15 protein-coding genes, 1 tRNA gene and 1 rRNA gene are annotated in these 12,855 nt (G+C 56.5%); 9 read left to right on the top strand and 8 right to left on the bottom strand.

What is annotated here, in order from left to right:
- Window positions 1-59: 59 nt before the first annotated feature.
- The 4 genes from BM267_RS14090 to BM267_RS14075 form a co-directional block, all read right to left on the bottom strand.
- Entirely contained in the window at window positions 60-2,402 is a 2,343-nt protein-coding gene (locus tag BM267_RS14090) for a diguanylate cyclase (RefSeq protein ID WP_143063084.1), read from the bottom strand.
- Window positions 2,345-3,049 carry a PDC sensor domain-containing protein gene (locus tag BM267_RS14085; RefSeq protein ID WP_074781152.1) on the bottom strand — a complete coding sequence of 235 codons (705 nt, stop codon included), beginning with the start codon at window positions 3,047-3,049 and terminating at the stop codon, window positions 2,345-2,347. The genes BM267_RS14090 and BM267_RS14085 overlap by 58 nt, the downstream gene beginning before the upstream one ends.
- A gap of 106 nt (window positions 3,050-3,155) precedes the next feature.
- A complete protein-coding gene (locus tag BM267_RS14080) occupies window positions 3,156-3,347 on the bottom strand; it encodes a hypothetical protein (RefSeq protein WP_074781151.1) in 192 nt (63 codons plus the stop codon).
- A gap of 184 nt (window positions 3,348-3,531) precedes the next feature.
- The gene (locus BM267_RS14075) at window positions 3,532-5,598 is read right to left on the bottom strand and encodes an ATP-binding protein (protein WP_074781149.1); all 2,067 of its coding nucleotides are present in this window, start codon (window positions 5,596-5,598) and stop codon (window positions 3,532-3,534) included.
- A 190-nt stretch (window positions 5,599-5,788) separates the two neighbouring features.
- Between BM267_RS14075 and BM267_RS16905 the strand changes: the two genes are divergently transcribed.
- The 3 genes from BM267_RS16905 to BM267_RS14060 are packed head-to-tail and all read left to right on the top strand — an operon-like array spanning window position 5,789 to window position 7,515.
- Window positions 5,789-6,565, top strand: coding sequence for a methyl-accepting chemotaxis protein (locus BM267_RS16905; protein WP_074781147.1), 777 nt, complete (start codon window positions 5,789-5,791; stop codon window positions 6,563-6,565).
- Complete coding sequence (locus tag BM267_RS14065) at window positions 6,525-7,091, top strand: hypothetical protein (protein WP_143063083.1); 567 nt, start codon at window positions 6,525-6,527, stop codon at window positions 7,089-7,091. Before BM267_RS16905 ends, BM267_RS14065 begins: the two co-directional genes overlap by 41 nt.
- 58 nt (window positions 7,092-7,149) lie before the next feature.
- Window positions 7,150-7,515 (top strand): response regulator, encoded by a 366-nt coding sequence (locus tag BM267_RS14060; protein ID WP_074781143.1) that lies wholly within the window; start codon window positions 7,150-7,152, stop codon window positions 7,513-7,515.
- Window positions 7,516-7,632: 117 nt separating this feature from the next.
- Here the strand turns inward: BM267_RS14060 and BM267_RS14055 are convergent.
- Window positions 7,633-7,722: transfer RNA gene (locus BM267_RS14055), tRNA-Ser, on the bottom strand.
- Window positions 7,723-7,882: 160 nt separating this feature from the next.
- On the opposite strand from BM267_RS14055, the gene BM267_RS14050 reads away from it, so the two are divergent.
- From BM267_RS14050 to cls, 6 genes are all read left to right on the top strand, one after another.
- The gene (locus tag BM267_RS14050) at window positions 7,883-8,545 is read left to right on the top strand and encodes a Bax inhibitor-1/YccA family protein (RefSeq protein WP_036989975.1); all 663 of its coding nucleotides are present in this window, start codon (window positions 7,883-7,885) and stop codon (window positions 8,543-8,545) included.
- A gap of 72 nt (window positions 8,546-8,617) precedes the next feature.
- Window positions 8,618-9,007, top strand: a complete 390-nt coding sequence (gene tusD, locus BM267_RS14045; protein ID WP_036990383.1) for a sulfurtransferase complex subunit TusD — start codon at window positions 8,618-8,620, stop codon at window positions 9,005-9,007.
- Window position 9,008: 1 nt separating this feature from the next.
- Window positions 9,009-9,362, top strand: a complete 354-nt coding sequence (tusC, locus tag BM267_RS14040) for a sulfurtransferase complex subunit TusC (RefSeq protein ID WP_074781141.1) — start codon at window positions 9,009-9,011, stop codon at window positions 9,360-9,362.
- Between the two features lie 20 nt (window positions 9,363-9,382).
- Window positions 9,383-9,682, top strand: a complete 300-nt coding sequence (gene tusB, locus BM267_RS14035) for a sulfurtransferase complex subunit TusB (protein WP_036989978.1) — start codon at window positions 9,383-9,385, stop codon at window positions 9,680-9,682.
- Window positions 9,679-10,011: a TusE/DsrC/DsvC family sulfur relay protein gene (locus BM267_RS14030; protein WP_036989979.1), complete on the top strand. Its 333-nt coding sequence runs from the start codon at window positions 9,679-9,681 to the stop codon at window positions 10,009-10,011. Before tusB ends, BM267_RS14030 begins: the two co-directional genes overlap by 4 nt.
- Window positions 10,008-11,456 (top strand): cardiolipin synthase, encoded by a 1,449-nt coding sequence (cls, locus tag BM267_RS14025; RefSeq protein WP_051610900.1) that lies wholly within the window; start codon window positions 10,008-10,010, stop codon window positions 11,454-11,456. The genes BM267_RS14030 and cls overlap by 4 nt, the downstream gene beginning before the upstream one ends.
- Window positions 11,457-11,462: 6 nt before the next feature.
- On the opposite strand, the gene BM267_RS14020 is transcribed toward cls, so the two are convergent.
- From BM267_RS14020 to rrf, 3 genes are all read right to left on the bottom strand, one after another.
- On the bottom strand, window positions 11,463-11,789 hold the full coding sequence (locus BM267_RS14020) for a four-helix bundle copper-binding protein (RefSeq protein ID WP_074781228.1): 327 nt from the start codon (window positions 11,787-11,789) through the stop codon (window positions 11,463-11,465).
- Window positions 11,790-11,894: 105 nt separating this feature from the next.
- Window positions 11,895-12,365, bottom strand: a complete 471-nt coding sequence (locus BM267_RS14015) for a hypothetical protein (RefSeq protein ID WP_407920286.1) — start codon at window positions 12,363-12,365, stop codon at window positions 11,895-11,897.
- Window positions 12,366-12,548: 183 nt separating this feature from the next.
- Window positions 12,549-12,664, bottom strand: a 5S ribosomal RNA gene (gene rrf / locus BM267_RS14010).
- Window positions 12,665-12,855: the final 191 nt, after the last annotated feature.

The following is a 12,855-nucleotide window of genomic DNA, read 5'->3' as shown; positions in this document are numbered from 1 at the left end:
GAGCAGAACGAGACTAAGACTTTGGTATAAACAGGAGAAATATCGTCGAGGCTGGGTGGTCAGCCATCCGGGTTAGCGGCATACACCGTGCGATTGCGACCTTCATTTTTTGCCCGGTACAGCGCTTCATCCGCCAGCGTAAAGATCTCATCCACCTCACCCTGCAGCGACGCCAGGCCGATACTCGCAGTGGCAACAATAATGCTGCCTTCATGCTCAATGGCGCTGCGCTCGATAGCCAGGCGCAGGCGCTCCGCGATAGCCAGGGCACGCTCATGCCCGGCATCGGGCAACAACACGGCGAACTCCTCTCCACCCAGGCGGCCCGCGATATCGTTCTGCCGCAGCATACTGCGCATCAGTTGCGCCAGATGTATCAGCACCTTGTCCCCTGCCGCGTGACCGTAGGTATCATTGATACTCTTGAAATGATCCAGATCCAGAACCAGCAGCGCGCCATCAGCAAGCCCCTGCCCAGCGCGACGAAGTTCCCGCTCCATACCTTGCAGAAACGCTCGCCGGTTTGCCAACCCGGTCAAGGGATCGGTTGCCGCCAGCCGCTCCAGATTGCGCTCATGCTCCCGCCGCTCGGTTATGTCTGTGACGATCCAGAGTTTTCCGGCATCGGTATCCTTGATCCGGATGGGGATCTGATTGATCTGCAGTGTGCGCCCATCCGCCATGATCAGCTCGCTGATGCGTCGATTACCCTCGCGTCTCTCCTCAGGCGGAGCCGCTTCCGACTGCAGATCGAGCAACTGGTAAAAGCGGCCTCGTTCGGTACCGGTGAGCGAGTCGGGCGGCATCTCCAGACCAAACAGATCACAGAGAGCCTGGTTGACGACCAGAATTTTGCCATCGGCATTTTCCAGCAATACGCCGCCGGGGAAATGCTTGATTACCTCGATCAGGCGGACGCGAGCGGCGGAAAGCGCGATTTCCATCTGTCGACGCTCGGTGATGTCGATGAGAGTCCAGATAATGTCTCCATCGGGCCGCTCAGCATCAAGCAGCGTGCCGTGGATGCTGAACCAATGAAGCTGGCCATTGGCATCAGGGAAGGGATGCTCCGCCTCTACTGCGCCTTTGTTCTGACGCAGCAGTTCAACCTGTTCCAACAAGTCGTCAGCACCTTCTTCACCGCCCTGTAGCTGACGGAAAGGAATACGTTTTAGTGGGCGCCCACCGGCAAATAGCTCCTTCGCCCGGCGGTTGGCCAGGCGTATCCGGTGATCCGGCCCCACGAGCAAAATGGCCGCGGCGTTATTATCCAGCAAGGCGTTACGCAGCTGGGCTTCTGTCACTCGCTGGCTGATATCGCTCTGCGTGCCGAGTACCCGCTTGCCTTTCTCGTCCTCCACCGCCCTGCCCCGGATTTCAGTCCACAACCAATCGCCGGTGGCTGTACGAAGACGCAACTCCAGACGGAACATTTCTCCCCTGGAAACCTCATTGATCACCTTATCCAGAGAAGCTCTGTCGTTAGGGTGCACCTGTTCGTACCAATGCGCGAAAGTCGTTGCGCGGTCATCGTGCTCATGCCCCAGCATCCGCATGCAACGCTCATCGAAATACAGGGTGTCATCCACCAGATGCCATTCCCAGAGCCCGTCATGTACCGCATCGATGGTCAGGCGCAGCCGCGCCGTGCTGTCGCGCAATCTGTCATTGATCGCATGCTGGCGGCTTATATCGTGAATATAGCCATGCCAGAGAACGCTGCCGGCGACGTCCGGCTGCGGGTTGGCATAACCAGCAACCCAGCGGATTTCGCCATTGGGGAATAACAGTCTGAACTTGATGTCCCAAGGGGTCAGTTGTGCAGCCGACTCGGCAATAAGAGCAATCGCCTCGGGCCGGTCTTCCGGGTGGATGATGTCGAATATCTCAGGCAGATCCTTGATTACCTGTGCGGGCGAGAGTCCAATCAAAGTCTCGATACCCTGGCTGATATACACCATCTCGGACGTGCCATCAGGCCATCGACGGAATTGATAAACCGCGCCGGGCACTTGGGCTAACAACCGGCTCAAACGCTCCTCGTTCCAAGCCAGATTCCGCTGTTCGAAACGCAGTCGCCCCATCAGCACGGCGATTGATAGCGCCGCCAGGAGAATTGCCAGCGTGCTGACCGCAGTCCAGAACCGGCTCTTGGTGAAACGGTCAGTAACCGGTGACAGCGCCGTCTCTCGATCCAGGCCGACGCTGATCGCGAGCGGATAGTCATCGACCCAGCGCCAGGCATAATCACGATTGATACCATCCCAGGCGGGAGCCAAGCGGTATTTGCCACCACCCGCCCCCGTGGCCATGCTGGCCTGCAACGCACCGGATACCTGGTTCCCTATGATCTCGTCCTGCCGGGTTGAGCGAGCCAGATAATAGCTGCGCTCATTAAACAACAGCGCAACGTCACTGCCAGTATGGGGAAGACTTTCTGGAAATAGCGAGAAATAAAGGTAGGCGATACCGATACCACCAAAACACCGGCAAATACACCTTCACTCCGCAACGGCTGTGCGAACTGAATGGACCATTTGCCTGATAAACGCCCAAGCACCGGATCACTGATATACAGCCCCGATGCTGGCGCACGCCCTTCGGCATGTACGCGAAAATGCTCCCGGTTGGCGATCGAGATCGGCGTCTGTGCGTTTCCTCCTGAGGGTGCCAGAGTGCTGTAAATAATCTCTCCGGTAGAGTCAGCCACCGATACCTGAAGGATGGTGCCATCTTCATAGGTATCGATGGCGGTTCTGACCGCCGCATCAAACTGATCCAGGCCATCAAGATATTGCGCGACCAGGCTATCACCCAGGTAGTCCAGGCCAGCCATCAACACGTGGATCTGCATCGCCAGTGCTTCGGAGGTCTGCTCTGCCCGCAACTCCAACTGCTGCTCGGCATAAGCCAGCTGCGATCGTTGGTTCTCAATCAGCAGCCAACAGTACGCCATGAGAATGAGCACCAGAACCGAGACTGCAATCCAGAGCGGGCCTGATGGTCGTGCCATAGCCGGCTCGCTTTCAACTCTACCGATTTCGCCCATTTATGCTTCCTGCCGCAAACAGCTTACAGTATAGGTGCTATTCGCGCTCTTAAGCAGCAGGCATCAGCAGAGCCTCCGGAGCGGTTGCTCCGGAGATGCCTACCCTTTATTGAGTAGTGTCTGTTCCGGTCGCAGGTGCTGTGCTGTTCATCCCGTCATCCGCAGGCTGCCCCATATTGCTTTGCGGCTCAGCCGATGGCGGCATGGCATTTTCTTCATTGGTACGATCATTGTCATCTGGACCACAGCCAGCCAGCATCAAAGCAAAGGCAGGAACCAACAAGTACGTCAGTCGCATAAAGGACTCCTTCTCATGATTGAAAATAGTGCGTTGGGTTTGACCGGACGTCATGAGGTAAGTGCAGATTAGTTTGCAGGAAAATGGCTGAAGGAGTATCGGAACGGGACCATCAAAAACAACAAAGCCCCGATCAACGGAGCTTTGGGAGGGGAAAAGTGGCGGAGGGCTGCCAAGCCATGGGCTACGCGACGGGGAGACCCCCGCACGCTTCAGGCAAACAAATGACCAGGCTGAAAGGCCGGTAGCCAACGTCGTTGCCCGCCCCGGCCCAAACCAAGTCGATACTACCTCCGATCTCGGCCAGGCCACTGCGTACTGCATCCATACCCACGCCACGGCCGGACACCATGGACACTTGCCCCGCGGTGCTCAGGCCGGAGTGGAACATAAGCTCAGCAATCTCGTCGTCGCTGACTACTTCATCGTCTCGCAACAGCCCTGCCCCGATAGCTTTGCTACGTAGGCGTTGCAAAGCCAGGCCGCGTCCATCGTCGCTGACACGCAAGGTGATGTACTTTCCGTCTGTGCCCCCATCGACATGAACAGTACCAGCGCCAGGCTTGCCCATTGCCAGGCGCTCGGCGGCCGGCTCAATACCATGATCGAGACAGTTACGCAGTATATGCACCATTGCGTCACTCAGCCGTTGGGCTTGTTTGTTACTCAGATGACAATCAGCCAGTGCCGGGCCGATGATCAACTGCGGCGCAGGCTTGTCCAGCTCATTGGCAATTCCGCTCAAGCTCTCCCCCAACGCGCTCAGCATGGCGTTGAGGTTGCTGCCGCTGGCCTGTTGCAGTAGCGCCAGTAGCTCGCTGTCTCGACGCTGGCTGGCCAGTTGTTCCAGTTGCTGCCATAGAGTATTGCTGACGATCTGCGTATCCCGGTCGCGGCCAAATCCTTGCAGGCGGCTGGTATAGAGCAAGTGGTACTGGCTGAAGTCATGGCTGACCTGATGCAAGGCTTGTTGCAGTGCGCTGACTGACACGTCAGCCCCCGAATCACGGCTGGCCTGTAGAACCTGCTCGGCATCATGCAGGCTGTCGGTCACAGCCATCAGCCCCAGAGTCCGGGCATTCCCTTTGATGGTGTGCAGTTGGCGGTACAGGATGGTCTGGGCCTCATCAGCAATCACGTCCTGAGTGCTGTCGAGCAACTGTCGGCAAACAGCCAGTTGCTGTTCACTGGCATCCATGAAAGCGGTGAAACGTGATTCACCAGCAGCGAGGATTTCACTCAGGATCTGCAATTCATGCTGCTGTTGATCGGCCTGCTGTTGCAGTTCGCGCATGCGGCTGAGGTCGCGTACGACCAGCATCAGCCGGCTGACTTCGTCCTGCTCATTCAGCATCGGGTTCCAATGCAGCTCGAGAATCTTGCGCTGACCGGCAAGCGTGACCGTGACTTCTGTCGGCAGCAGATGGGCGTTGCAGTCGAACATGAAGGCATCCTGTTCGAGCACAGCCATTAACGCTGCCTCGATCTGCTGCAGGGCGTCCGGGCCGAGTTCGCTGTGCTTGAATAATGTATCCATCAGCGCAGCCCCTGCCAGCTCCTCCTGCTCCAGAATACTGGACAGATGCGCGGAGAAGTCGGTGTGCAGGGTCAAGTCCGGCAGAATGGTACAGATCCCCTGTCGCATGTTTTGCAAGACAGCCTGGATCTCGCGGTTTTTCTGATCCAGCTCGGTATTATGCTGACGAATGATCTCCATCTGCTGCTCGTGGGCCATCTCCACCAGCGCAGACGCACGAATGAAACCAATATAACGACCGCCTGCGGTAATCAGCACCCCTTCTGTGCCGGGCACAGCATGGGCGGCCTGCAGTACCTGCTCGATAGTGGCGTCGATCTCCGCACTCGGGCAGGACGTCAGGAAACTGTCCAGTTGACGAGGCTGCCCGCGGTTGGACAGTAGTGCCATACCGTAACGGGAATAGACATAGCTCTTCAGACTCCGCTCGCGGATCAGCCCCAGCGGGGTACCGGCCAAGTCAAGAACAGGAAAAAAGTGTTCTTGCTGATGGCCACGAAACACTTCCAGCACCTGCAGCATGTCACTCTCGATGGACACCGGACGAATGGTTTCCAGCGCCCGGTGGATCGATGCTGTACCGTAATCCCGCAGCTGGTGCAGTCGATCCTCGGGAGTATAGAAGCGGCGTTCTTCAGTAGTGTTTTCAGTCATGCCCGACGTCTTGCTATCCAGGCTGTGGGGACTGCTCAGTGCGGCGGTATTGGGCGTCATTTCCAGGCTACCAGGTCATGTATTTGATGGCATAGTAATACCACTACATTTCCGCTACGTGACAGGCTGATGGAGCTCGCCCTATTGGCCATAAGCCATCATTTGCCCTTGCGGTCATCAAAGTGACATCACCCGCTGTTTAGCATGACGGCCTGTCAAACTTCCTGATCATTTCAATGAGGTGCCGGCTGTGTTTCTCGTAACCCTGCTGCTGTTGCAGACCGTGTTGTTGGCTGGGGTGGGTTGGTATTACTACCAGCAGCGTCGGTGTTTGATCGTCCTGACGGATAAGCAACGCACCGTACTGACAGAGCTGACAACGTTGGCGGCCAGCAATCATGAGCAGACAGCGCAATTGCAGTCCCTGAAGACCCGGGAGCAGCAACTGTTGCAGCAGATTGATGCTCAACAGCACGATCACGACCAGCAACTGTCAGCCCTTCGTAAGGAACGAGATAACGCTCATGGCTTGCAGGACGGTCGCTATCAGGCCGTGCAGGAGCAGTATCAGCAGGCGCAGCAGCTCAATCGGCAGTGGCTTGATCTGGGTGACGATATTGATCGGCTCGGGCAGATTGTGCACGCCTTTGATCGCTGGAATGGTCGCCTGGATGAACTCATGGCACACAACCAGGCCATGCAGAGTGAAAGCCAGGAGTTCACCGGTATCGTCAAACAGACCATTCTGCTGGCTCTGAATGCCAGCATTGAGGCAGCACGGGCCGGTGAGAATGGGCGCGGGTTTGCAATTGTTGCCGATGAGGTTCGGATACTGGCGCATCGCTCTGAGGCGCTGAATGACGGTTATCGCCAGCGCCTGCTGCAAAATGCGGTGATCACCACCGGTACCTTCCAGGATATCCAGGCGGCCAGCCGCATGATACATACCGCAATACAGGATATTCGACAGAACCTGGAGCGCCTGAGTGAGCAGTCGCGGCAGCAACCATCTTCCCTGGCCGCTTGAGTACATTCCCATGATCAGCGCACAGACCAGCGAACAGCTACTCACCCTGCTCAGCACCAGTGTATCGGGCTGCGTCACCAGCCTGAGTGGCGTGCATCCGGTATCCACCGACGACTGGATGTCCCAGCAGCACTGTGAGGACGCCCGACTGATCATGTTGACCTTGAGCGGTTACAACTTTCGGAGCCTGATCTGTCTATCGGCGGACAACACCGAGGCCACCACCTCGATGGACGATGACCACCTTCAAGAATTGGCCAATAACCTGTGTGGCACCTTCAAACGCCAACTGAGCCAGAGCATCCCCGAACTGGGTATGTCGACCCCCAGTGCCCTGCCGTTAGGATGCGTGGCCTATTTGCAGGAAGACGGCGCTCCGGCACTGGCGGTACGCTGTGTCGATGCCAATGGCATAGTCCTGCATGCCTGTATGGTGCCGCTGCAGGTCGGTGAAACATGGAGCCTGTCGTCACTGGAGTTGAACACGCCCGAGCCCCAGGCACTGGGCGAACTCGAATTATTCTAGGCCATCACCGGCCAAAAGCAGTACCTGGATTCATTCAGCGCATTCACAGGAGAATGTCATGTCACTTGTTCTGGTTGTCGATGATTCAGCCACCGTGCGCAACGATGTTGCGGGCTTCCTCCAACAAAACGGTTTGCAGGTGGTCACTGCTCAGGATGGCCGTGAAGGGCTGGAGCAGTTGAAGCGCCATCAGGATATCCGCCTGGTGATCTGCGACGTCAACATGCCTAATATGGATGGTCTGACCATGGCCGAAAAATCCCGCAGTGAACTGCGCAGCTCAGCGCCCATCATCATGTTGACTACCGAAAGCTGTCCCAAAATGAAGGAGCGTGGCAAGGCTGCTGGCGTCAAGGGTTGGATCGTGAAACCCTTCAATGGGCCGAGCACCATTGGCGCAATCCGCAAGCTGGCATCAGCCTGATATCAAGAGCTGGGTATCCCCTTAAAAGATGGGAAACGGTCAAGCGGTGATGATTAGAGGTACAGAAGATCACAAAAACAACAAAGCCCCGGAGTGCGGGGCTTTGAGGGCATAATGTGGCGGAGGGACAGGGATTCGAACCCTGGGAAGGCTTTCACCTTCGCCGGTTTTCAAGACCGGTGCATTCAACCGCTCTGCCATCCCTCCACGGCGGGCAATACTACCGGAAACTCGTAGGCAGTCAATGGAAAAAGACGCATCAGGTAACGTTTTTAGAACCTGCCGGTGTTGCCAGGTCGATATGAACGGGTATGATCACGAAGAAGGATGTCCGTACTGCAACCACTGGAGCCAATGAACCATGCAAATGCAACAGCGCAACACACTGCAACATACAGGGGTAAGTGAGGTAGAGGTCAGCAAGCTGTTCCGCAACACCTACTCGCTGCTCGCCATGACCCTGGCATTCAGTGCTCTGGTCGCCTTCACTTCCATGAGTCTCAATCTGCCCCACCCGGGTCTGATTATTACCCTGGTCGGCTTTTATGGCCTGCTGTTCCTGACGGCCAAGTTGCGCAATTCCGGTTGGGGCTTGATCAGCACCTTCGTCTTTACCGGTTTCCTGGGATATACCCTCGGCCCTATCCTCAATGCCTACCTGTCGTTGCCCAACGGCGGCCAGTTGGTCACCATGGCTCTGGGCATGACAGCGCTGGTGTTTTTCGGTCTGTCCGCGTATGCGATCCTGAGCCGCAAGGACTTCAGCTTCCTGTCTGGCTTCATCATGGCCGGCTTCGTCGTCCTGCTGTGCGCTGTGGTCGCCAGCTTCTTCATTCAGATCAGCGGGCTTCAGCTGGCTATTTCTGCGGGCTTTGTGCTGTTTTCGTCCGCGGTCATTCTGTACCAGACCAGCGCCATCATCCATGGTGGTGAAGACAACTACATCATGGCGACCATCACCCTGTTCGTATCGATCTACAATCTGTTCCTGAGCCTGCTGCAGTTGCTGGGCATTTTCAGCAACGACTGATTCAGCGGTTTTGGTTATACTCCGGAGGCTCGCCAGTTGGCGGGCCTTCTTTGTTTTCACTGGGTCGGATTCATGAAATTTGCCATTGCCCTGTTAGCTGGCCCGCAAGACCCGGCGGCTCGAAGCGCACTCGAATTTGCGCGGGCCGTTTTGTCTTCCGGACACCAGATCAGCCATTTATTCTTCTATCGCGAGGCGGTTCATCTCGCCTCGCTGCTTGGCGTCCAGCCGCAGGATGAGCAGGATATTACAGCCGAGTGGCGTCAATTCATTACCGAGCATCGATTGGACGCCGTCGTCTGCATTGCGGCCGCCCTCAGGCGTGGCGTGCTCGATAAGGCTGAAGCACAGCGCTGGGAGCGCCCCGCGGCCAATACCGCTGCCCCCTGGGAACTATCAGGGCTTGGGCAATGGGTAGATGCTCTGCAGAGTGCCGATCGAGCCGTGACCTTTGGAACCTGACATGAAAAGCCTGTTGATCATCAGTCGCCATGCCCCCACTCGGCACGCCGCCCGTGAGGCCCTGGATGTGGCGCTTGCCGCAGCCGCTTTTGATGTGCCTTGCGGTATTCTGTTCATGGACGATGGGGTCTTTCAATTGATGCGGGGCCAAGACGCCGCCCAGATAGGCCAGAAATCGCTGGCCGCGAACCTGCAAGCCCTACCGCTATTTGGCGTGGAGGATGTCCTGGTGTGTCAGCATTCGCTCGGGGAGCGAGGCCTGCAGGCCAGCCAATGCCTGTTGGAAGCGCGTGTTGTGAACAATGCTGAGATTGCCACGCTAATTGAACATTACGATCAGATCCTGACGCTCTGACCTGTCCATAGGATGCCCCCATGCTGCACATACTCCGTCACTCGCCGCATGCCGATTCCCGGTTCGCCAGTTGTCTGCGGGCGATCAATGCCGACCAGAGCTTATTGTTGATTGAAGATGCGGTCTATACGCTGTTACCTGGCACGTCCGGCCGCAATGCACTGGAATACCTACCCGCAAGCGTAAGCCTGTATACATTGGAGAGCGACCTGCTGGGCCGGGGCGTCGCTCTGGATGATATTTCCAGCCGCATCGAGGTGATCGACTATCAGATGATGGTGGCTTTGTGTACGGAGCATGCCAAGGTGGTGAGTTGGTGAGCCTGTTGGTGGACGGGCGAGAAGTGGCGCTCGACAAGGACGGGTTCCTGGTTGATCTCGCAGACTGGTCCGATGATGTTGCCCAAGCCTTGGCGGAGCAGGAAGGTCTGGAGATGACAGCAGCTCACTTCGAAGTGATCCATGCTCTGCGTCGGTTTTACGCTCAATACCAGCTCTCCCCCGCCATGCGCCCGCTGGTCAAGTACATTGCTCAGGAGCTGGGCAAGGACAAGGGAAGCAGTCTCTATCTATTATCACTGTTCCCGGGCAGCCCCGCCCGACTAGCCAGCAAGCTGGCTGGACTGCCAAAACCGGATAATTGCCTTTGATCGACACCTCCTATCTGCACAGCATCCTCGGCTGGGCTCTGGCGGGGTTCTACTGGCTGCTCACTGCCTCCGTCACTATTCGCATCATCGCCCAGCGCCGTCCGGTCAGCGTCACCCTTGCCTGGCTGCTCGTCATCTATATCCTGCCTTTTCTCGGCGCAGCGCTGTATCTCCTGATTGGTGAGCTCAATCTCGGCCGGCAACGTGCGGCTCGCTCCACCGCCATGGTCGAACCTTACCTGACCAACCTCACCACCCAATTTCAGGACAGTAGCTCTCCCCTCCCCGGCGGGGATCTGAGCTTGGCGATCAACCGCCTGATGACGACGCAGGTGGGCATCGGCGCGCTCAGTTACGAAGGTCTGGAGATTCTCGACACCCCCGAAGACATATTCGCACGTGTGATCCAGGATATTCGTAACGCGCAGCAATGCATTGTATTGGAAACCTATATCTGGCATCCGGGCGGGCTGGTCGATGACGTAGCCCGGGAGCTGATCGCCGCCAGCCTGCGTGGTGTCGAGGTGAAGCTGCTTATCGATCATGCCGGCAGCCGCGGCTTTTTCCGTTCTGTCTGGCGTACGGCCATGGTGCAGGCGGGCATCAAAGTGGTTCCAGCATTACCGGTTCGCCTGCTCCGCGCTCTGGCCCAGCGGATAGATTTACGGCTGCATCGTAAGTTAATCGTGATCGATGACCTGATTGCCTACACCGGATCGATGAACATGGCCGATCCCGCTCATTTCAAGCAGGAAGCGCAAGTAGGCCAATGGATTGACATGATGCTGCGTTTGGATGGCGAGGCGGCTGCGGGATTGGCAAAAGTATTCGCCTGGGACTGGGAAGTCGAAACCGGAGAGCGTTGTTTCCCCTCCCTCGCCGACAGGGCTGGCTTGCCAAGCCAGTGGTTGACGATCATCCCCTCCGGCCCCGGCTTGGGTAACCTGATCAACCAGACAGTATTGGCGAGCATCTACCGCGCCAATAAGAGCATCATCATCAGCACCCCCTATTTCGTGCCGTCGGAAGCAGTACTGGAAGCATTGTGCCAAGCGGCGAACCGGGGTGTGGAAGTCAAGTTGCTGCTGCCGCGCAAGAACGACTCTCTGATGGTAGGCTGGGCCAGCCGCTCCTATTTTGACGTCCTGCTCGAAGCTGGCGTGCAAATCCTGCTGTTTGACGGCGGGCTATTGCACACCAAAGCGATGTTGATGGATGAGAAGCTGGCACTGGTCGGCAGCGTCAACCTGGATATCCGCAGCTTTCAGCTCAACTTCGAACTGACCGTTGCTCTCTTCACCCCGGATAGCTGTACTTCCATCGGGGCGCTGCTACGCCGTTATGAGATATCCAGCGAACGTCTGCAGCCCGAGCGCTGGGCCTTGCGTGGCAAAGCCCCCAGAGCCCTGGAGCGGCTGATGTTCTTTATGAGCCCCTTGCTGTAGAACGTCTCATGCAGCCATGCGACGACACTCTTCGGCGCACTCATGGCACAGCGCAGCGCAGTCCTGGCAGTGTTCTGCATCATGTTTGGCGCACTCTTTTGCGCAATCATCGCAAATTTTCGCACACAGATTGCAGAATGCTCCGGCATAAACACTTTCGCGCGCCATGAGCGCCGCCGCCATACGGCATGCATCGGCGCAATCTCTATCCAGACGTATGCAGTCAGCCATCATTGCCACGTTGTTTTCCTGAAGGCAGGCTGACGCACAGGTTTCGCATGCGACCGCACACTTGTTGCAAGCTCGGATACACGCCTCGAATTCTGTATTCATGGGGTAAACCTCCACGTGAACATAATTTAAGTCGGGACACTCCATAGAGACTATCCTGCCCTAAGCTTGTTCAGACAATCAGGCAGGCTAATCGCAACGTAAGATTCACAGAAGTTGAATAATCAGTGCGAAGAGGCCTAGGAACAGCCAAAAAGCCGAGAATAGCCAGGGCGTTCGCTTGGAGAATATCAGCGCCTTGCTTTGTCCCTGGTAGGAAGATTCCCAGCTCGAAAAAAGCGGGGCGTCGTCATAAGCCGGACCTATTTCTGGCTGGCAGCTCAAAAGATCCGTCTGCTTCCGATGCCAGTGGTTAATAATATCGCAGGCCGCCTGAATCCCCGGCCAAGCACTCATTGAGCTCAACACACCAAAGAGCGCTAACATCGGAGGGATTATCAAAGTAAATATCGGCCCCCATTCCGGATTCGTATTGGCCATCGACGAGGCATAAGCAATTACGAGAAACGATTGGGCAGTCAGATAGGCGTTGGTCCGAGCAGATAAATTGTTCGCCTCATGGTGAATCTCTTTGCGGTAGAAATCCAGACGGTCCTTCGGCGAGACAAACATCTTCATATCCAGCCCTTCCATCATTGGTGGCGGAGTACAAGACGTGATAATCATCGAGCTTTCTCCCATAACCGATCTCTCAGGTTTGAATAGAAGCTGGGGAGCAAGTTCAACGCAAAAGGCGAACGGCAAGATGACGATTTCGGGCCAAAAAAAAACCCCGCCAGCTGGCGGGGTTTCTTATTTGAAGCTTGACGATGACCTACTCTCACATGGGGAGTCCCCACACTACCATCGGCGATGCATCGTTTCACTGCTGAGTTCGGAATGGGATCAGGTGGTTCCAATGCTCTATGGTCGTCAAGCAATTCGGTTGTCGGGTGGGTGTTGAGTCCACACAACGAAAGGGTGGGAAAAGTGATAGTCGCTTAACAAGGAGGTCACTGTAATCTCGTGCCGTTCCAGCTTGTCGTTCAATCAATGTGTCAGGCCATGGCCCAAATTGTTTGGGCGTTATATGGTCAAGCCACACGGGCAATTAGTACTGGTTAGCTCA

The sequence above is a fragment of the Halopseudomonas bauzanensis genome, from assembly GCF_900114735.1.
GTDB lineage: Bacteria > Pseudomonadota > Gammaproteobacteria > Pseudomonadales > Pseudomonadaceae > Halopseudomonas > Halopseudomonas bauzanensis.
This window is presented reverse-complemented; position numbering and strand designations above follow the sequence as displayed.

Coding starts and splice junctions, on each gene's coding strand:
- BM267_RS14075 (WP_074781149.1), bottom strand. CDS start 5,598: ATGACGCCCAATACCGCCGCACTGAGCAGTCCCCACAGCCTGGATAGC.
- tusB (WP_036989978.1), top strand. CDS start 9,383: ATGCTGCACATACTCCGTCACTCGCCGCATGCCGATTCCCGGTTCGCC.
- BM267_RS14085 (WP_074781152.1), bottom strand. CDS start 3,049: ATGGGCGAAATCGGTAGAGTTGAAAGCGAGCCGGCTATGGCACGACCA.
- BM267_RS14060 (WP_074781143.1), top strand. CDS start 7,150: ATGTCACTTGTTCTGGTTGTCGATGATTCAGCCACCGTGCGCAACGAT.
- BM267_RS14015 (WP_407920286.1), bottom strand. CDS start 12,365: ATGAAGATGTTTGTCTCGCCGAAGGACCGTCTGGATTTCTACCGCAAA.
- tusC (WP_074781141.1), top strand. CDS start 9,009: ATGAAAAGCCTGTTGATCATCAGTCGCCATGCCCCCACTCGGCACGCC.
- tusD (WP_036990383.1), top strand. CDS start 8,618: ATGAAATTTGCCATTGCCCTGTTAGCTGGCCCGCAAGACCCGGCGGCT.
- BM267_RS14050 (WP_036989975.1), top strand. CDS start 7,883: ATGCAACAGCGCAACACACTGCAACATACAGGGGTAAGTGAGGTAGAG.
- BM267_RS14080 (WP_074781151.1), bottom strand. CDS start 3,347: ATGCGACTGACGTACTTGTTGGTTCCTGCCTTTGCTTTGATGCTGGCT.
- BM267_RS14020 (WP_074781228.1), bottom strand. CDS start 11,789: ATGAATACAGAATTCGAGGCGTGTATCCGAGCTTGCAACAAGTGTGCG.